Annotated in this window: 16 protein-coding genes and 1 pseudogene; 8 read left to right on the forward strand and 9 right to left on the reverse strand. The window is 38.2% G+C overall.

The annotated features are described in order from the left end of the window. The first annotated feature begins 62 nt into the window (after positions 1 to 62). The gene (locus ACT29I_RS02290; RefSeq protein ID WP_444792610.1) at positions 63 to 851 is read left to right on the forward strand and encodes a Rossmann-like and DUF2520 domain-containing protein; all 789 of its coding nucleotides are present in this window, start codon (positions 63 to 65) and stop codon (positions 849 to 851) included. A 261-nt stretch (positions 852 to 1,112) separates the two neighbouring features. Here ACT29I_RS02290 and ACT29I_RS02295 read toward each other — a convergent pair whose 3' ends face one another. The 4 genes from ACT29I_RS02295 to ACT29I_RS02310 are packed head-to-tail and all read right to left on the reverse strand — an operon-like array spanning position 1,113 to position 5,368. Next, entirely contained in the window at positions 1,113 to 3,263 is a 2,151-nt protein-coding gene (locus ACT29I_RS02295; RefSeq protein WP_444792611.1) for a S46 family peptidase, read from the reverse strand. A gap of 36 nt (positions 3,264 to 3,299) precedes the next feature. Further along, positions 3,300 to 3,884 carry a Maf family nucleotide pyrophosphatase gene (locus tag ACT29I_RS02300; protein WP_430934990.1) on the reverse strand — a complete coding sequence of 195 codons (585 nt, stop codon included), beginning with the start codon at positions 3,882 to 3,884 and terminating at the stop codon, positions 3,300 to 3,302. A 13-nt stretch (positions 3,885 to 3,897) separates the two neighbouring features. Next, positions 3,898 to 4,842: a geranylgeranylglycerol-phosphate geranylgeranyltransferase gene (locus ACT29I_RS02305; RefSeq protein ID WP_430934989.1), complete on the reverse strand. Its 945-nt coding sequence runs from the start codon at positions 4,840 to 4,842 to the stop codon at positions 3,898 to 3,900. Between the two features lie 10 nt (positions 4,843 to 4,852). After that, positions 4,853 to 5,368: a KdsC family phosphatase gene (locus ACT29I_RS02310; protein ID WP_430934988.1), complete on the reverse strand. Its 516-nt coding sequence runs from the start codon at positions 5,366 to 5,368 to the stop codon at positions 4,853 to 4,855. A gap of 258 nt (positions 5,369 to 5,626) precedes the next feature. Here ACT29I_RS02310 and ACT29I_RS02315 point away from each other — a divergent pair, with 258 nt between their 5' ends. Together ACT29I_RS02315 and ACT29I_RS02320 are read left to right on the forward strand one after the other, a co-directional pair. Next, positions 5,627 to 6,523, forward strand: coding sequence for an alpha/beta hydrolase (locus ACT29I_RS02315; protein ID WP_444792612.1), 897 nt, complete (start codon positions 5,627 to 5,629; stop codon positions 6,521 to 6,523). A 255-nt stretch (positions 6,524 to 6,778) separates the two neighbouring features. Beyond that, the gene (locus ACT29I_RS02320; protein ID WP_430934986.1) at positions 6,779 to 8,272 is read left to right on the forward strand and encodes an IMP dehydrogenase; all 1,494 of its coding nucleotides are present in this window, start codon (positions 6,779 to 6,781) and stop codon (positions 8,270 to 8,272) included. 379 nt (positions 8,273 to 8,651) lie between these two features. On the opposite strand, the gene ACT29I_RS02325 is transcribed toward ACT29I_RS02320, so the two are convergent. Beyond that, on the reverse strand, positions 8,652 to 9,113 hold the full coding sequence (locus tag ACT29I_RS02325; RefSeq protein ID WP_444792613.1) for a DUF4293 domain-containing protein: 462 nt from the start codon (positions 9,111 to 9,113) through the stop codon (positions 8,652 to 8,654). Positions 9,114 to 9,464: 351 nt separating this feature from the next. Between ACT29I_RS02325 and ACT29I_RS02330 the strand changes: the two genes are divergently transcribed. The 3 genes from ACT29I_RS02330 (at position 9,465) to ACT29I_RS02340 (ending at position 12,950) form a co-directional block, all read left to right on the forward strand. Beyond that, positions 9,465 to 10,340, forward strand: coding sequence for a nucleoside phosphorylase (locus tag ACT29I_RS02330; RefSeq protein WP_444792614.1), 876 nt, complete (start codon positions 9,465 to 9,467; stop codon positions 10,338 to 10,340). Between the two features lie 20 nt (positions 10,341 to 10,360). After that, positions 10,361 to 11,227 (forward strand): transglutaminase-like domain-containing protein, encoded by an 867-nt coding sequence (locus ACT29I_RS02335; RefSeq protein WP_430934983.1) that lies wholly within the window; start codon positions 10,361 to 10,363, stop codon positions 11,225 to 11,227. Between the two features lie 265 nt (positions 11,228 to 11,492). Next, positions 11,493 to 12,950, forward strand: a complete 1,458-nt coding sequence (locus tag ACT29I_RS02340) for an aminoacyl-histidine dipeptidase (protein WP_444792615.1) — start codon at positions 11,493 to 11,495, stop codon at positions 12,948 to 12,950. Between the two features lie 686 nt (positions 12,951 to 13,636). On the opposite strand, the gene ACT29I_RS02345 is transcribed toward ACT29I_RS02340, so the two are convergent. The 4 genes and pseudogenes from ACT29I_RS02345 to ACT29I_RS02360 form a co-directional block, all read right to left on the reverse strand. Continuing rightward, positions 13,637 to 15,088 (reverse strand): alpha-L-fucosidase, encoded by a 1,452-nt coding sequence (locus ACT29I_RS02345; protein ID WP_430934981.1) that lies wholly within the window; start codon positions 15,086 to 15,088, stop codon positions 13,637 to 13,639. Positions 15,089 to 15,184: 96 nt separating this feature from the next. Continuing rightward, the gene (locus tag ACT29I_RS02350) at positions 15,185 to 15,481 is read right to left on the reverse strand and encodes a hypothetical protein (RefSeq protein ID WP_430934980.1); all 297 of its coding nucleotides are present in this window, start codon (positions 15,479 to 15,481) and stop codon (positions 15,185 to 15,187) included. Positions 15,482 to 15,583: 102 nt separating this feature from the next. Next, positions 15,584 to 15,850, reverse strand: a pseudogene (locus ACT29I_RS02355) (pyruvate formate lyase family protein); the annotation flags it as partial. Between the two features lie 239 nt (positions 15,851 to 16,089). After that, positions 16,090 to 16,980, reverse strand: coding sequence for an AraC family transcriptional regulator (locus tag ACT29I_RS02360; RefSeq protein WP_430934979.1), 891 nt, complete (start codon positions 16,978 to 16,980; stop codon positions 16,090 to 16,092). 144 nt (positions 16,981 to 17,124) lie between these two features. On the opposite strand from ACT29I_RS02360, the gene ACT29I_RS02365 reads away from it, so the two are divergent. Both ACT29I_RS02365 and ACT29I_RS02370 read left to right on the forward strand, forming a co-directional pair. Then, positions 17,125 to 18,381 (forward strand): uroporphyrinogen decarboxylase family protein, encoded by a 1,257-nt coding sequence (locus ACT29I_RS02365; protein ID WP_430934978.1) that lies wholly within the window; start codon positions 17,125 to 17,127, stop codon positions 18,379 to 18,381. Between the two features lie 88 nt (positions 18,382 to 18,469). Next, positions 18,470 to 18,847 (forward strand): L-rhamnose mutarotase, encoded by a 378-nt coding sequence (locus ACT29I_RS02370; protein WP_430934977.1) that lies wholly within the window; start codon positions 18,470 to 18,472, stop codon positions 18,845 to 18,847. Positions 18,848 to 18,933: the final 86 nt, after the last annotated feature.

Below are 18,933 nucleotides of genomic sequence, written 5' to 3' on the forward strand. Positions count from 1 at the left end.
GCATTAAAAAATGCATCTTTAGGGTTCAATGGATCTTCATCTTAATAATAAAGTAGTTTAATATGCTTCGAAATATCATATTGATCGGTTCAGGAAACTTAGCCACTCAGTTAGGTAATCGTTTGGTAAAGAAAGGACTTAATATCCGACAGGTTTTCAGTAGAACCCTTGCAAATGCGGAAGAATTGGCAGAGCAACTGAATGCTTATGCCACGGATGACTTTGAGGAAATTCAGGTAGATGCCGACTTATACATAGTTGCGGTTACAGATGCAGCTTTATTAGCTACCATTGAACAAATGCCAAAAGTCAAAGGTATTGTGGTTCATACTGCTGGTTCTTTGGGAGTGGATTTACTTATTCGATTTAATAAATATGGTATTTTTTATCCATTTCAGACTTTTAGCAAAGAAAGGGAAGTCGATTTTGAGGAGGTTCCCATTTTAATTGAAGCAAATAAAGATGAAGTTAGCAAAGAACTTGAACATTTTGCCAGAAAAATATCGGGAACCGTGATCGCTTGTGATTCAAACCAGCGTCAGCAAATACATTTAGCTGCAGTTTTCGCCTGCAACTTTTCGAACCATATGTATGCCATAGCAGATCGTATTCTGAAAAAGAACAATGTCAGCTTTGATGTAATGAAACCGTTAATTAAAGAAACAGCATTTAAAACGGAATTTTTGTCACCCGTAAAAGCACAAACCGGACCGGCTATAAGAGGCGACAGAAACGTAATTGACAAACATCTGGCTATGCTCGATAATGATGATGAGCTGGCAGTTTTGTATAGTAAACTATCGCGCAGAATTGCAGCGTTTAATTTAAAGGGAGACAAAAAAGTAGATTAGAGGAATAAAAAAAGCCAGGTTCATGAACGATCCTGGCTTTTTTTAAGTTTCAATTAATTTTAATCCGGATTATGTATTGGAGGTTCGTGATGAGTATTGCAAGTACCATAAAACAAGGCAGTACTGAAACGAGGCATCACTTGTCCCGATTACTTTCGGGAGCATCGTTCTGGTGAGTTGAAGTGATGCAACGAAGTGTCTTGTTTTAAAGTAATTTCAATGTGTAATAGAATTTCTAATGCATATTGCGGGTTTAAACAGCTATTTTATCAAAGTCATCTCATCCAATAGATATCTTGCTCCTGCAAATTTGTCTATCAAAAATAAAACGTATCTGATATCCAACGAAATATTGCGGCATTGTTCGGGATTGAACATTAAATCGCTCATCACGCCTTCCCAGGCACGATCGAAGTTTACGCCAATTAGTTCGCCGTTGGCATTTACTACCGGGCTACCCGAGTTACCTCCTGTAGTATGGTTAGTGGCGATAAAACAAACGGGTACTGTACCGTTACGTGTGTACTGTCCAAAGTCCTTTTTTTCGTAAAGTTTTTTTAACTTTTCCGGAACGCGGTAATCGTAAATGTCCGGATTATCTTTTTCAATAATACCCTCTAGCGTAGTATGGTTGTTAAATACGACACCGTCTTTTGGTTTGTAGCCTTTCACTTTCCCATAAGATACCCTTAATGTAAAATTGGCGTCAGGATAGAAAACAGAGTCTGATTGAAAAGCCATTTGAGCCGCCATATATTTTTGATCGAGGTCTTTTATTTCGGAAGTCAACTGACTGTAGGATTCAGAATTTTTTTGCCTATAAGCGTTATAAAAACTGCTAAATAGTTTATAAGCAGGATCTTTTTCGAGTTTTTTCAGGTCTTTGGCCGTAAAGTTTTCAGCAAACGACATTGTGGATTCTTTGTTAACAAACAGAGTTTTGGCAAATAACTGATTTACAAACTCCGAAATATTGCCTTTGTACTTTTTGTCAATCCAACTGTAAATTTCGGGATGAAACTTAGCGTCTACACTTTCCCTGAACATGGATAAAATGGCAACCGTTATTTCTTTGTCAATAGGTTTATAATAATCTTTAAAAAATGCAGTAAGCTTCTTGTTTAAGTCCGATTTAATCAATTTTATTTGCTCCTGATCCAGTGAATCTTTTTGATAGGCTGTTTTTAACCGATTAAAAAGGCTCGACGTTTGAACTGCCTCCATTCCGTTTCGGAATATGGCTTCCAAGAAGTAATTGTTTGCCAGGCGATAATCACCATAAGTTGTATAAATCGATTGGTATTCTTTTAACAAACCGGAATATTGTTCGGCATTTTTATCTGCCCAGAATTGAAAATCAGCTTCGAATTTTTCCTTCTTGTCAATGGCATTTAGTTTTTCCAAACCTTTGATTTCACCAATCCACCTTTTCCATGAGTTGGAAATTCGGGCCGCCTTTGTAGCATATTGGATTCGGACAGCTGGATCTTTTTCCTGATATTTTTTAATAATATCAAGTTTCTTTGTACGTAGGTCTATCAATTCAGGATTTACTTTTTCGGTAATCATCTTAAGGTGATAAGAAGGGACGTACTGTTCCGTTGAACCTGGATAGCCAAACACCATGGTGAAATCACCTTCTTCGACTCCCTTTAACGAGATAGGAAAGTGCTTGAGCGGTTTATACGGTACATTTTCTTTTGAATAATCGGCGGGTCTGTTGTTCTTATCTGCATATATCCTAAACAGAGAAAAATCGCCGGTATGGCGAGGCCACATCCAGTTATCGGTATCTCCGCCGAACTTTCCGATGGCGGAAGGTGGGGCGCCCACCAGGCGAACGTCGTTGTACACTTCGTTTACCGAGAGGAAATATTGGTTGCCTTGGAAGAATGGCTTAATGTTTGCTTTGTAATGCGTACCCTCGGTGGCCTCTTTAATGATCGTCGTAATGTTTTTTTGGATGGTATCGGTTTTGCCTTCCATACCCTCTGTTACACCTCTTAAAACCCGATCGGTAACATCTTCGATTCTTTTAAGAAAGGTAACGGATAAATTATCGTTGATGAGCTCATGTGCGCGATCTTTGGCCCAGAATCCTTCAGTGAGATAATCGTGCTCTACGCTACTGTGTTTTTGAATGGCATCAAAACCGCAATGGTGGTTGGTGATGATGAGTCCTTGATCAGAGATAAGCTCTCCCGTACATCCGCCACCAAATATTACCACGGCATCCTTCATGCAAGCTTGGTTTACACTATATATGTCTTCTGCAGTAAGCTTAAAGCCCATTTGCCGCATTTCTTCAATATTATATTTTTCAAGCAGGATAGGAATCCACATACCTTCCCTGGCTTGTGACGAAAGGCAAAAAACAACTGATACAATCAGTAAAGTAAGAATTTTCCTCATGTGTTTAATTTTATAGCTATCTGTATTTTTATTGAGTTAAAATTTCATTAGTTCAGTATATAATTTTTGTATGGGTAATCCTACCACATTAAAGTACGAACCTTCTATTTTTTCAATGCCAATCATTCCAATCCATTCCTGAATGCCATAAGCACCGGCTTTATCAAATGGTTTGTACTCATCTACGTAAAACGCTATTTCTTCATCATTCAGTGCTTTAAAAAATACTTTTGAAGAAACAGCAAAAGATTGCATTTTGTGGGCACTCAACAAGGTCACGCCTGTTATTACTTCATGTGTATTGGCCGAAAGTTTTCTGAGCATCTCAATAGCATCGGTCCTATCCTTTGGTTTACCCAGAGTCTCTTGCCCTAAACAAACGATGGTATCCGATGTAATCACCAATTTATTGGTATGCTGAATTTCTTGTTTGAACGGTGCGGCTTTTAGTTCGGAAAGATAGGTGGCAATTTCTTCTTTGTTTAGGCCATCCGGGTATACTTCTTCAATACTTTTACTTTCAACGGAAAAATCAACCCCTATTTCCCGCAACAGTTGCGAACGCCGGGGAGATTTAGACGCCAATATGATTTGATAATTTTTTAGATGTTGCTGAAGCATACGCTATATTGCATTAAAACAGTTGCCCTGCTACCAGGATATATAAAATTCCAAACAACATAATCAGTTTGTAAAATGTGTTTAAACGATGGTATGCCTTTGGTGTTTTACTTTTATATAAAAAATAAATGGATAAAATAAGGGGGGCTGTTATTAAAACAGCAATATACCAAAGCGTAATTATAGAGCTGTTTAAAATATCGAAGGTAAAATACAAACCCCATATGGACAATAATGTACTGCAGGTAAGTATAACCACAAAAATTTTCGAGAATTTCATTCCTATTTCAATGGGCAAGGTTCTGCACCCACCTTGTTCGTCCCCAAAAACATCTTCCATGTCTTTTACGATCTCGCGGATAAGGGTGGTCACAAACGCAAAAAAAGCAAAACCTAACGTCCAGAACCATGCGGTTGAACAAGCTTCGGTATTTACAATCGCATTGCCGTGAACACGCACCAACATGGCAAATTCCAACGAAACTACAACAATGGTAACCAAGGCGGTTAAACCCGCTACAATCAAGTTACCAATAAATCCTTGTTTTTTAAATGTAGTGGAATAATACCAAAGAAAGACGGGTATTAACAAAAACATAAGCGCCCAGGTTTCCTTGCGCGCGATATAGGAAATAAACAGGCCAATAAATACCCCAATAAACGATAGGATAACATGAAAAAACATGGCTTGCCGTCTTTGCAGGCCATTGTCGATTATCATTTTATCAGGACGATTTAAACGGTCGATTTTAATGTCGAAATAATCGTTAATCACATAACCCGATGCGGCCAAACAAACCGATGCCAATACCAACAACCCAAATCGAAAATCGGACAGAACAGGTTCATAACCAAAATGGTTTAAAATTGGTATGATTAACCCATACCTGATCAAGCATTGCAATAACACTATTATCAGTAGATTGGGAAGGCGAACTAAACGCAATAATGATATCATAGTATTTTTTTTACCAAGAATGATCCAATCCCCACTTTCCGTGTGCCCTTAATACCTGTTCAATAACATCGCGTGCACATCCCTCTCCTCCGTTTTTATGGCTGATATATTTGCATAGTGACTTTACTTCTTCAACCGCATCGGCCGGACAAACAGGGACACCAACCGCATCCATTACAGGGTAGTCCGGTAAATCGTCGCCCATGTACATCACATCCTCCGGTTTTAGGTTTCTTTTGTTTAACCAATTCTCAAAATGAGGAACTTTTACCGAGGCACGCATGTAAATATCTTCAATACCCAATAACTCGTATCGTTTTCTCACAGCTTCGGTATTACCTCCTGTAATTATTGCGACTGGATATTCCAGTTTAACGGCCAATTGCAGGGCATAACCATCTTTAATATTGATTGTTCGCATAGGAACACCTTCAGAATCCATAGGTATAATCTGAGCAGACAAAACACCGTCTACATCAAAGGCAAAAGCCTTTACCTTCATTAAGTCCTCTTTAAAATTGCTCATGTAACATGTAGTTTGCTGCGAATTTACAAAATACAAACTTATTGTTTTGAGTTAAAAGTAGAAAGTTCAAAGTTTTTTACTTGCTGTTTTTTTGTTGGTGTTGGTTCAAAGTTCTATTATGCAGTATGTTGATGATGATTTAATGGCTGGCCGTAGCGTTGAGCCAGTGCCCTGTTCCGGAATTATTTTCTATAAAATGATAAATCTTATGCCCGGTTAAACTTTTACTAAAAGAATCCGTCTAAGCATAAAAAAGTTATGCGTTACCTACTATTTATATTGATATGGTGGAATATGAGTTGTACCACTAAAGGTGAAGGTGATGATGTAGAACCTGTAATAATTAAGTTCGATACCTATCAATACAAGAATATTGACGGTGTTTCTAAAAATCTATTAAGTTTGGATGTTTATTATACAAGCGATATATCCAACAAAAAACCTATAGTTGTCTATGTGCACGGAGGTGGTTGGAGTATTGGCGATAAAGCTTCCCAGTTAGACAATAAAATAGATTTGTTTCGCTTCTTAAACTATGTTTTTGTAAGTATAAACTACAGGTTGAGCCCTTTTTCTTTTGAAATTGATAATACAAGCAGGATAAAATATCCCGATCACAATATTGATGTTGCTGATGCATTGCTGTGGATTTACACCCATATTGGTTCGTTGGGAGGTGATAAAAACAAAATTGCACTGTTAGGGCATAGTGCAGGAGCGCATTTGGTGGCTCTTACAGGTACTAACCCAATGTTTTTAAATGACGTAGGGTTATCCTTATTTGATATTAAAGGTGTAGCTTGTATAGATACCGAAAGCTACGATGTAGACGAACAGGTAAAAAATGGTACCAATCAGGAAATGTATATCAATGCATTTGGATTTGGTGAAACCATAAATAAAGAAGCATCACCTTTGTTCAATATTGCTAACGGCAATACATACCCTGGATTTTTTATAGCCAAAAGAGGTGCTGCCGGACGAATAGCATATGCCGATGAATTCATTGATACGTTAAAATCAAAAGGTGTATCTGTGTCAGAGGTGGACGGAAGTATTTACGACCATGCCGGAATAAATAATGCGATTGGCGACTATGGTGAAACATTGGTTACAGATCCACTAATACAATTCTTTGCGAAGTGCTTTGAATAAGACTTTAATCATACAATTTTTGATGGTGACTATTTTAATGAGGAAGAAATACAGAATTGGGTCTAGGATACGTTGCCTGGTTGGTCTAATTATGCTGTGGCACAATTGAATTACGTTCGGAAAGTTTAAAAAATAACTTATAATTTGTATTAAAGGGAGAAGGTCAAATTTCTTCATTAAATTGTGAATTTTTGTCATTACGCGGTTAATAGAAAAAAAATGTATATTTTTGCGCAATTTTTCATTCGAACTACTATGGCAAATATCATCAACGAAGTATCAAGAACCTTTAATGAGTACCTCATTATTCCGGGTTTAACCACAAAGGAACACACGCCCGATAAAATTAATTTGAGGACACCATTGGTAAAGTTTAAAAAAGGTGAGGAACCGGCAATTTCATTAAATATTCCATTTGTATCATCTATCATGCAGTCTGTATCAGATGATGGAATGGCAAAAGCTTTGGCCAAGGAAGGTGGATTATCATTTATTTTTGGTTCGCAGGGTATTGAGGAACAATGCAAAATGGTTAAACGGGTTAAGGAACATAAGGCAGGGTTTGTGGAGAGCAGGGCTAACCTGACACCAGAGCACACTCTAAAAGATGTTATCGCTTTAAAGGAAAGAACCGGGTTTTCAACCATTGGTGTTACCGAGGACGGATCTGCCACAGGTGCTTTCAAAGGACTTGTTACAGGCAGGGATTATAGACCGAGCAGAGACGATCACAGTAGAAAGGTGAAAGAATTTATGACACCATTAAAAGATTTAATTTATGGAGAAGGTGGTATCTCGTTAAAAGAAGCGAATGATGTGATCTGGGAGCATAAGTTAAATACCTTGCCCATCCTGGATGAGGATAAAAATTTGCAATATTTTGTTTTTCGCAAAGATTACGATAGCCATAAGGAACATCCTAATGAGTTGCTGGATAAGCACAAGCGACTTTTGGTGGGTGCAGGTATTAACACCCGTGATTATCAGGAAAGGGTTCCCGCTTTGGTAGAGGCTGGGGTTGATGTGGTTTGTATTGATTCGTCAGATGGGTTTTCAGAATGGCAAAAGGAAACTATTCAGTATATAAAAGGTAATTTTGGGGAGGTTTTAGTGGGAGCTGGAAATGTGGTGGATACAGATGGATTTATGTATTTGGCCGAAGCAGGTGCCGATTTTATTAAGGTTGGTGTTGGCGGAGGCTCTATCTGTATTACGCGTGAGCAAAAAGGAATTGGTAGAGGGCAGGCCACGGCTTTGATTGAAGTAGCAGCAGCAAGAGATATGTATTACCAAAAAACAGGGGTGTATATCCCAATTTGTTCAGACGGTGGTATCGTGCAGGACTATCATATGACACTGGCATTGGCCATGGGTGCCGATTTTTTGATGATGGGTAGGTATTTTGCCCGTTTCGACGAAAGCCCAACCCGAAAGTTGTTGATCGGTGGTAATTACGTGAAGGAATACTGGGGCGAAGGTTCTAACAGGGCACGCAACTGGCAGCGTTACGATATGGGAGGTAACAGCAATCTTAAATTTGAAGAAGGGGTGGATAGTTACGTTCCTTATGCGGGTAAACTAAAAGATAATGTAGAAGTGACCGTAGGTAAAATAAAAGCTACCATGTGTAGTAGCGGAGTTGGTTCGTTGAGCGAATTGCAAACGGATACTAAACTTACCTTGGTGTCCTCAACAAGTATTATTGAAGGTGGTGCACATGACGTTATTGTAAAAGAGACCAAAAACTAAAAACTAGTTAGTCACCGAAATAAGGACGTCCCTTCTTTGCAGTCGCATTGAAGGGGCGTTTTGTTTTTAAAAGGTAGATGAGCCAAAGCAAATAAAGTTGAATAAGTTTTTTGGTGCGTAGAAACATGTTCTTCTGATTATAAAATATTCACATAAAAAAAGCCGCATCTCTGCAGCTTAAAATATTTTCCTTAAACCCGGATATGTATTATAGGCAGGTAATGAGCATTTAAAATACCATAAAACAAGGCGTTGCTGAAATAAGGCATAGCACCCCTCTGGAGAGTTGCAGCAACTCAGTGAAACACCGTGTTTTGCAGTAGTTTAATTGCGTAACCGGATTCTAGTACATTATGGGTGGAACGGCTAAAAGACACGTTTACCTGATTCTATCCATTGATCTTACCAAGGCCTCATCTTTGCCAATAGCTCTTAATGCCAGAAAATTAAGGATGGCACCAGCAATAGGAAATACCGTGCTGATTCCATAAGTTAAGTGGGTTGCAGAAAGTTGTTTCAACCCAACGGTTCCGAAATAGTAAATCAGAGCGGTTGTCCCCAACAACAAACCGATATTTGCCGCACAAAGTCTAATTTGAATCATCCTTTTCTTAAAAAGAAATATTGCCATTAACGATACCATTGGAGTAAGCACCAATAGTATGGTTAAAGCAATGGTGGGGATGCTTTTAGTGTTTTCAGTTGCCGCTGCTGCTTTAATTCCAGTATAGTTTAATATATATTCAGTATCCGCAGCAAACGTTATCTGAGGTGCAAAAAACATGGAAGCACCAAAAGCCAATGCTATCAATAAATAAATAGTCTGGATTCTTTGTATCATAGTCAATAATTTTGGGCAAAAATAGAAAGAAAAAATGAATTTTTGTCGTATTCTTCCTAGATGATAAAAGGTTTTATTAGGCCCAACATCCGGAAGCAATATCTCGGGTACGATGTTGTATGCGTTGTGGATTCGATGCAGTGCATCACTCAATTGGTCTCGTACTGCACCCCAATGAGTGATTTGCCAAAACAGGGTTAACCCTTGTGCCTTAGATAATTTAAAAGTAAGTTTATATCGGTTGTGGCTTTGGGGTACAACATATAAAAAGTTTTTAAAAGTTTTTTTATGATAAAAGATTACATGTTTTACAAAAAAAATATACCTTGCTTTAAATTATCACAATATAGCATGGCACGAAGAATAGAAGAATCAGAATTAATAATAAACAAGGATGGAAGTATTTTCCATCTTCAGCTAAAACCCGGCGAACTGGCCGACAATATTATTTTGGTCGGAGACCCGGGCAGGGTAGAAACTGTTGTATCCTTTTTCGATACGGTTGAACTTGAGCGCAGGAACCGCGAGTTTGTATCTGTTACAGGTACCTATAAAAGGAAGCGATTTTCGGTTGTGGCAACAGGAATTGGTACCGATAATATCGATATTGTGGTTAATGAATTGGATGCCTTGGTCAATGTAGACTTTAAAACGCGAACGGTCAAACAGGTTTTGAAATCCCTTAATTTGGTGCGAATAGGTACTTCTGGTTCTTTGCAAAAAGACCTGCCGGTGGACAGCTGTTTGTTAAGCAAAAAGGCAATAGGATTCGATGGTTTGCTAAATTTTTATGCAGGAAGAGATGAGGTAGTGGATTTGGATTTTGAGCAACAGTTTAAAGAAGGTTTGAATTGGAATCCACTGCTTGCATCCCCTTATGTAGTAGATGCTTCATCGGAATTGTTGGACAAACTCTCGGTAAATGGATTTCATCAGGGTGTTACTATCTCGGCTCCCGGTTTTTATGGTCCACAAGGAAGAATAATACGTTTAGGTATTCAAGATGTGGATATTAACGAAAAAATCAGTAATTTTAGACATGACCAGCACAGAATAACTAATTACGAAATGGAGTGTTCGGCAATTTATGGATTGTCGAAGTTGTTAGGGCACAATGCAGCCACAGTTTGTGCCATTATCGCAAATCGAAAAGCAGGGGAATACAGTAACGATTATAAGCCAGTTATGAAGGATTTGATAGAGAAGGTACTGGATAGTTTGGTTTAACAACATTAAAAGTGGGAGCCATGGATAAGACAAAAGTACACGCATTAATATCTTTATTGGATGATCCTAACGAGGTGGTATTTAGTACGGTAGAGGAGCAGTTGCTTCAAGAAGAGATTGAAGTAGTCGATGAGTTGGAAAAAGCCTGGGAAATATCTCATGACGACGTTTTTCAAAAAAGGGTTGAAAACATTATTCATACACTTCAGTTGAATGACGTAAAAAGTCTTATGGCCAAGTGGGTGAATGAGGGCGGAAAAGATTTGTTTTATGGGGCGTTTTTGGTTGCCAAATATCAATATCCCGAACTGAACTACGATGAATTAAACGAAAAGGTAAACAAATTGCGTAAAGATGTTTGGCTGGAACTGAACGATCACCTTACCTCACTGGAAAAAGTTAGGATTATTAATCATGTTATGTTTGATATCCATAAGTATGTAAGGAATAGTGCCAACTTTTTTGCTCCGCAAAACTCATATATCAATGAGGTGGTTGATACTAAAAAAGGTAATCCGATATCCTTGTCTATCATATACTCGGTAGTGGCACAACGATTAGGTTTACCGATATACGGTGTTAACCTACCGAAGAATTTTATCCTTTGTTTTTTGGATGAAAATATTCATCCTTTTACGTCTGCCGGGCATAAGGATAATGTGATGTTTTACATTAACCCTGTAAATAAAGGGGCGATCTTGGGAAGAAAAGAAATAGAATACTTCATTAAACAACAAAAATTAAACAATATATCGTCTTACTTTAATCCTTGCGCTAACTTGGATATTATTAAAAGAGTGCTGTTCAATTTATCGTATGCATACGAAAACCAAGGTAATGAACATAAAAAGGAGGAGATTATGCTTCTATTGGAATTGTTCAAATAATCAGGGAACAAGTCTCATATTCTCTTGATAGCGGATCGGATGTAATTTAACGGATTAAGGTCAGTTTTTTTTCTCGGATATACCAAAGACTTCCTGGTGTAAGTATAGCTGAGAATGCTCATCTCATATGCTAATTTTACGTTTTATTTTTATAGCTTCAAAAAAATAACCGATGAAACGAGCCAGTGGTGCTGCTTCGCTTTGAAGGGTGTGGTTAACTTGTTGATTTTCATCAAGTGTGTTTAAAAGTTAAAATAATAATGAAATGAATATTTTAGAATCGTTAGAACCGGCTGTAGTATGGAAATATTTCGAAAAGATATGTCAAATCCCCAGGCCATCGAAAAAAGAAGAGAAGATATTAGCGTACCTGGTATCTTTTGCCGAGGAACACAGGTTGGAATATAAACAGGACGAAATAGGGAATATACTGATTCTCAAACCTGCCACCAAGGGATGCGAGGACTTGGAATCCGTGGTATTGCAATCGCATGTGGATATGGTATGCGAAAAGCATTCCCACGTAAAACACAACTTCGATAAAGACCCGATAGTCCCGAAAATTGACGGTGAATGGGTTAAAGCTACCGATACCACATTGGGTGCCGACGATGGAATCGGTATGGCTGCCCAGTTGGCTTTGCTGGCAAGTAATGACATCAAACACGGCGATCTGGAGTGTTTGTTTACCGTTGATGAGGAAACGGGGCTGACCGGAGCATTTAGCTTAAAAAAAGGCTTCTTCAAAAGTAAAATACTCCTGAACCTGGATTCTGAGGATGATGGTGAATTATTTATTGGGTGCGCAGGGGGTGTTGACACGGTGGCCACTTTTGAAATCCAAATGGAAGAAACACCGCTTAATTGCTTTGCTTTTAAGATGGATGTTTCTGGTTTAAAAGGAGGGCATTCTGGCGATGATATACATAAAGGTCTTGGGAATGCCAACAAAATACTGAATCGTTTTTTATGGAACGCTTCCCGGGAATACGGATTAAGGTTGAACAAGTTTAGTGGCGGAAACCTGAGGAATGCCATCGCACGTGAAGCTTCCGCTTTAGCTGTGGTTCCCACATCTCAAAAAGAACCCATTAGAGTAGCATTCAATATTTTTTACGATGAATTGTGTTCTGAGCTTGAAGTCACGGAGCCTGATTTAAGGATGCACCTGGAATCGTGTGATATCCCGGATAGTGTATTTGAAAAAGGCTTTCAGGAAAGCTTGTTAAACTCAGTTTATGCTTGCCCGCACGGGGTAATAGAGATGAGCCGAAAAATAGAAGGAATGGTGGAGACTTCGACTAACCTGGCTGCAATTAAGCAGGAAGACGATAAAATGATTATCACCACCAGCCAGCGAAGCTCTGTAGAATCGGCCAAAGAAGATATTGCCGCCATGGTGCGCAGTGTGTTTGAATTGGCGGGTGCAGAAGTTAAGCATGGAGAAGGATACCCGGGATGGGCACCCAATACCGATTCGGAAATTTTGAACATCACCAGGGAATCATATGAGCGACTGTTTGGAGAAGCTCCCGTGGTTAGAGCGATACATGCTGGCTTGGAGTGCGGTCTTTTCCTGGAAAAATATCCAAAGTTAGATATGATCTCGTTCGGACCAACCATCCGTGGCGCCCATTCGCCCGATGAAAGGATTAACATTGAAACGGTAAATAAATTCTGGCTTCACCTGCTCGATGTGTTGGTTAATATTCCGGAAAAATAATTAGTCGTAATAGAAGCTGTCCCATGGCAGCTTCTATTACCTATTGGTTAATGAGTTTAAGGTTAAACTTACTTTCCCGAAATATTCGAAACAGGTTCATTTAACGATGTTATTAATTGCCAAAACATATTCAGGACAACCAGTTGCGCAGTATTAAGGAAATAGCTGTCGTTAATTCCATAATCAAAAAAGTATTACTCTCCACAAATCCCGATATCAACAAGTTAATACCAGGATAATCATCTTGAATTTGCCGAAAAACTTCGTAATCTTTATGTGAGTGCTTTTTATTCGAATGAAGCCATATTTTGATCATTTTAAGATTTTTGCCGGCACACAGGTCATTGAAAAGGCAAAGTTCCCAGTCGGAACCAGGAAAATTAACTGAAATATATAAGGCAATTTGATGCAAGTTTTCAAGGCTGTCTGTTACACCAGGAATCAATGGTGTCCGTATCTCTATTTTTAGTTTAGGGAATTGACTTTTTTATAGTTTTCACCCTAGAGGTATGTAATGAGTGTTTAAGGAATTGTAAAACAAAGAGTTGATAAAATTAGACATGGCAACGCTCTGGTGAGTTGAAGCATGTTAGTGATACGTCTAGTTTTATTATAATAGATAACAATGCGGAAAACCGGACCGATATGGGTGTTTATATTATGTATATTGTATATTAGCGTTTTGTTCATTCATTGATTTGGATAACGGGCGCTTTTGAATGGGCACCAATAACGACTTCATTTATAATAGGATTTGCACCTTCGTGTTCTAATATTTCCAGCTTAAGGAAACGGGTGTTTTTTGATTCGAATTGGATGCTTTTCATATCGCCATCGGCTAACCATTTTTCTTCCTTAATGAGCTTAAATTTATTTCCATCTTTACTAACCCATAGTTTGCAATGTTTAATATTACCATCTGTTAAGCTGGTCTCCGGAGCAGGTTTACATCGATGTTTGGGAGTTATCTGCATTAATTCGATTCCGTTATAAACACTTCCTAAATCAAAAGTTACTGATTGTGGATTAGAACCATGAGGAATCCAGTCGTAATAGTTTTTGCCTGCGATTTTTGATGCATCAAAAGTGTGGTTTGCTTCACCGCTGGTTGCTGAGGCTGAAACGGGGCGTATCTCGAATAATACAGGAGGGTGTTGTTTTGGTAATTTAGGTCGGTTAAAATCGGGTTTCCATAAGGTGCCTATTTCCGACAAGAAGTCTATGTATATGGTATCCAATAAACCATCTCTGTTAGGCATACAGTTTAGCAAAAAATTACAGTATCTGCTTTCCAAAGTTTCCAGTTTATGCGTAATGTTTGGAGCTGATTCTCCCATCTTTAAACCATTGGGTGTTTTGGGACTCCAAAACCATCCGTTGCCCTTTACACTGCAATGTCCCAATGCGGAGGCCATTGTGTTCGTTTGTTTCGGAAAAGCACCAAAAGGGCCTTCAAAATAAGGAATATCAACATGAAATGTTGATTGCATATGGGTGTGGTCGGTAATCAGACATTCGGGTTGCAACGAGCGAACCAGTTCCCTTATTTCTTTATATGGAACCTCATTGTGCCCAAAGCGCCAAAACCATCCGTCAAATACTAAATATTTTATTTCTCCATAATTGGTGAGCAGTTCTGTTAACTGGCCTTTTATAAATTCTAATTCCTTTTCGTTAACCTTACCTTTATCAATCTGATTGCTCGAATCCCAAATAGAATAATATAATCCGGGTTCTAAACCTTTAGCCCTAAACGCATCCACATATTGTTTCACAATATCCTTTTTGTAAGGTGTTGATGCCACATCGTAATCGGTATATTTACTATCCCACAAGCAAAAACCCTCGTGGTGCTTTGTGGTGAGCAAGCCAAATTTCATTCCGGCCTCGGCAGCCAACTCTGCCCATTGGTTACAGTCCAATTTTTGCGGGTTGAACCTACTAATGTCGTAGTTAGCTTCGCCCCACTCAGCTCCATACGACATGATGTTGTAACAAATAAACATTCCAAAGCGCATGTCAACAAAATCTTCAAGTCGTTTTTGATGAATACTGGTGTTATCCTTTTTTATATCTGTACGACCGCAATTCATTAAAGCTAATGGTATTAGCAAGGCTGTCAATAGTCTATAGTTCATGCTTAAATAATATAATAATTAAAAATTATTTTATCGAAAGATTTCATTCAAGCGTCATATGCTTCTAGTCTATAATCTAATAACCTCTAATATATTTTAATAATATTCCTTTTCAATAAATTCTTTCTGGAATTTTTTATCCATGGTAACAAAGAGGCTCGAATATCGGGTAACCTTAACATTAATGTCATGATAAGCTGGATTCCGGCTATCCTCCACGGAATCTTCCAACAATTTTAAATCTGTTAAATTAAAATTGATCTGAACCCCGCCTTTCACAAAGAAATTTCTTGAGAAAGCATCCATCAATAGCGCCGAATTGCTACCTGCTTTAAAAAAGTTTGGTGTTAGCTCAATTTGGAACGAACCACCCTGGCATTTACTAAAGTCCACAATTTACAAAAAGATTTTACAGTTACACCAATAATGGAACAAAGACGGTCGGAACAATGAACCCTTGATATTTTGTTTGTTTTCCAATATTTCTCTAACATTTTATGAAGCACGGAAGGTCATGTTGTCACTTTCGTCTTTATCATTTCCAAACTTCGAAAAGTTAAAGAAATACTGGCGCATTACTTCTTCTCCTTCCCAAACTTTTTCCATGGCCATTTGCATCTCAGCCAAGGAGTATTTTTTGTCTTCAAAAACAAGTTTTTTAATGGCAATAAGAGAACCAGACACATTGGGAGTACCAAGAACATTAACGGAAATAAAGTTGTATCTGACGAAACCATATCTGTACAGTCCTTGCTTTTTTTTACAGCCGCGCGTACATAGGGGGGTGCCATTTCAGGCCGAACCTTTGCTTGCTATTTGCAGGAGGTATTTTGAAAATCGATAAAAGCATTGGCTGTTTTATCCACTTTGGCCGTATACATATTCCATTAGGGATGAAAGTCAGATATCTTCTGTTGTTAAGAAAATACCTTTGAGCCCCAAGGCGTGATTGGTTTAATGAATTATAAATACAGGATATCCATACCTGGGGATTATTAGTATTAGTCTCCTACCTCATCATTTCTATATTGCGTTGGCGATTTTCCTATGTGCTTGGTAAACAGGCGTGAAAAATAGTAAGGATCATCATATCCTAGTTCGTAGGCAATATCTTTAATTTTTAAATGAGTGCTTGATAAATAACGGCAAGCGCGTTGCATCTTTTGTTGCAAAAAATATTCAATAGGGGAGCAACGCATCTTTTTCATAAATACTTTGTAAAGATTAGATTCAGAACACTGACATACTTCTGATAATGCTTTTAAAGTCAATCGTTTTGTTAAATTGTTTTTCATATAAGTAACAGCCGTATTTACATGATCTTTTATTGAAACCTCCTGCGAGATTCGATAACAATCGATATGTTTTAAGGTAGTTAGAAAGTATTTAAGCGATACATTGGCAAACACTACACTTTCAAAATTGCTGAATTGTTCCATGTTCTGAAGCATTTCTTCAAACACGATCAACCTGTCTTCCAAACGAGAATATTTACTCTCTGGAATAGTTATTGGTTTTGAACAAGTTGGTGAATAGTTGATCGCATTTTTTCCGGTGTAGTGAATCCAATAATTGTCCCATGGATTAGAATCGTTAGCGCCATAGGAACATTTGGTTTTAGGAGGAATGATAAAATATTGATTTTGTTGTAAAATATATTTTTGATCATCCAATATAATCCATCCTTCACCACTTCTGCAATAAATGAGTATGTATTGACTACACCCGAATGGTCTGTTTCTGTAATGTCCCTTGGCATTTGGAAAATGCCCGATATGGGTAATATATAAATCATTAATCCTACTTTCCGCTTGAATACTTTTTTTCGTTTTACCAGGGGTGTATGTCAATCGTTGTCCGGCAAAACCATCTTTGATTTGGTTTGAGTTCATAAAAATACAAAATAGTCCATCAAAATTAAATTTTTTACCATTGAATGACAAGCCGTAGGCTATAACTTTGCGAGATAATTAATTTTAATATAGAGTGTAAGATATCATAATATCGAGTCTTATAAACTAACAAGCTAATGTATCATGACACCCAGAGAAAGAGTATTAAGCGCTATTAACCATAAACAACCGGATAAAGTGCCCTTTGACATAGGGAGTAATCCCAGTTCGGGTATATCGGCCATTGCTTATTCAAACTTGTTGCATTATTTAAATAAACCGGATTTGCACACCCGGATTTATGATGTGGTTCAGCAATTGGCGCAACCCGACGATGAAATTATTGATTTGTTGGGTATAGATATCATCGATGTAGGAAGAACCTTTAATGCTTCGGATTCAGATTGGTATCCGATTACCATGGCCAACGGTGCCATCGGATATTACCCCAAATGGTTTAAACCAGCGTTAATGCCAACTGGTGAATATGTGGCTAAAGATGCACAAGGTGAAGTTATTGCCAAAATGCCGCAAGGTGCCACTTTCTTCGACCAAACGATTTATCCCTGGCAAGATGGTTTCCCTTCAGATTATTCAGGACTAAAACCGGCTATGGATAAGGTTTTGTGGAGTGCATTTGCACACAGCCCATGGGATCATGCCAGCGATCCCGGATTTTGGGATACTTTGAGAAAAAATGCGTTACATCTTCGAGCAACAACAGATAAAGCTTTAATGATAGTTGTGGGATGCAACTTGTTTGAATGGGGATCTTTTTTGCGACGTATGGATAACTTTTTGATGGACCCTTATTTGTACCCTGCCGAAGTACATGGGCTGCTGGATGCTTTGTTGGAAAGTCATATGAAAACATTGGAGAAAGTGGTTGCGGCAGTGGGGGATGTGGTAGATATTATTCGTTTTGGGGATGATCTAGGTATGACCAGCGGGCCATTTATGCCCAAGGAATTATATCAGGAGTTCTATAAACCACGCCATAAACAATTAAACGATTATGTGAAGAAACATAGTGAAATGAAAACATTCCTTCATTCATGCGGATCGATTTACCAGTTAATTCCTGATTTGGCAGAAGCCGGTTTTGACATTTTAAATCCTGTGCAGACCAATTGCACAGATATGCAGCCGGAAAGGTTAAAAAAGGAGTTTGGTAGGGACGTTACCTTTTGGGGTGGAGGTGCTGATACCACAACAGTTTTAAATAAAGCAACCCCGGATGAGGTTCGTAAGCATTCGTTGGAACGTCTGGAAATATTTTCGAAGGATGGTGGTTTTGTTTTTAACGCCGTGCATAATATTATTCCTGATGTACCCCCCGAAAATGTTATCGCCATGGTAAATGCAGTGCGCGAATTTAATGGAGATACTTTTATATTATAATTTAAACGTTTGTAATGCTATCTTGGTTATTTTTGGGATGGTGTTGGGATATGCCAATTAGTTTGATAAAACAATTCAATTTTAAAATATGAGAGAAACGGAACACATTGTTATAAATAGTACGAAGAGCAGAAAAAGAATTTGCCTGACCTGCGATTTGAAAGATAACCCGGAATTAATCGAAAAATATAAGTATTACCATAAACCCGAGAATAATTGGCCCGAAATAAACCAGGGCATTTATGATGCGGGCATCGAATTGATGGATATTTATCTCGTGGATAACCGTATGTTTATGATTTGCGAGATTGACGCTACTACCGACTTTGATGAATGCTGGAAAAAGATGGGAACCTATCCCAGACAAAGTGAGTGGGGGGAGCTGATGTCTAACTTTCAACAAGCCATTCCAGGACATAAACTGGAATGGGTAAAAATGGAAAGGGTGTATTTTTTAAAGGGGTAAGCAGGTTATCATATATATCATAATATATTAACAGTCAATTGCTATATCAATCTGCATTCAACATTTTATGGCATGTGCAGCATGGA

This window comes from Saccharicrinis sp. GN24d3 (genome assembly GCF_052400645.1).
Taxonomy (GTDB): domain Bacteria; phylum Bacteroidota; class Bacteroidia; order Bacteroidales; family Marinilabiliaceae; genus Saccharicrinis.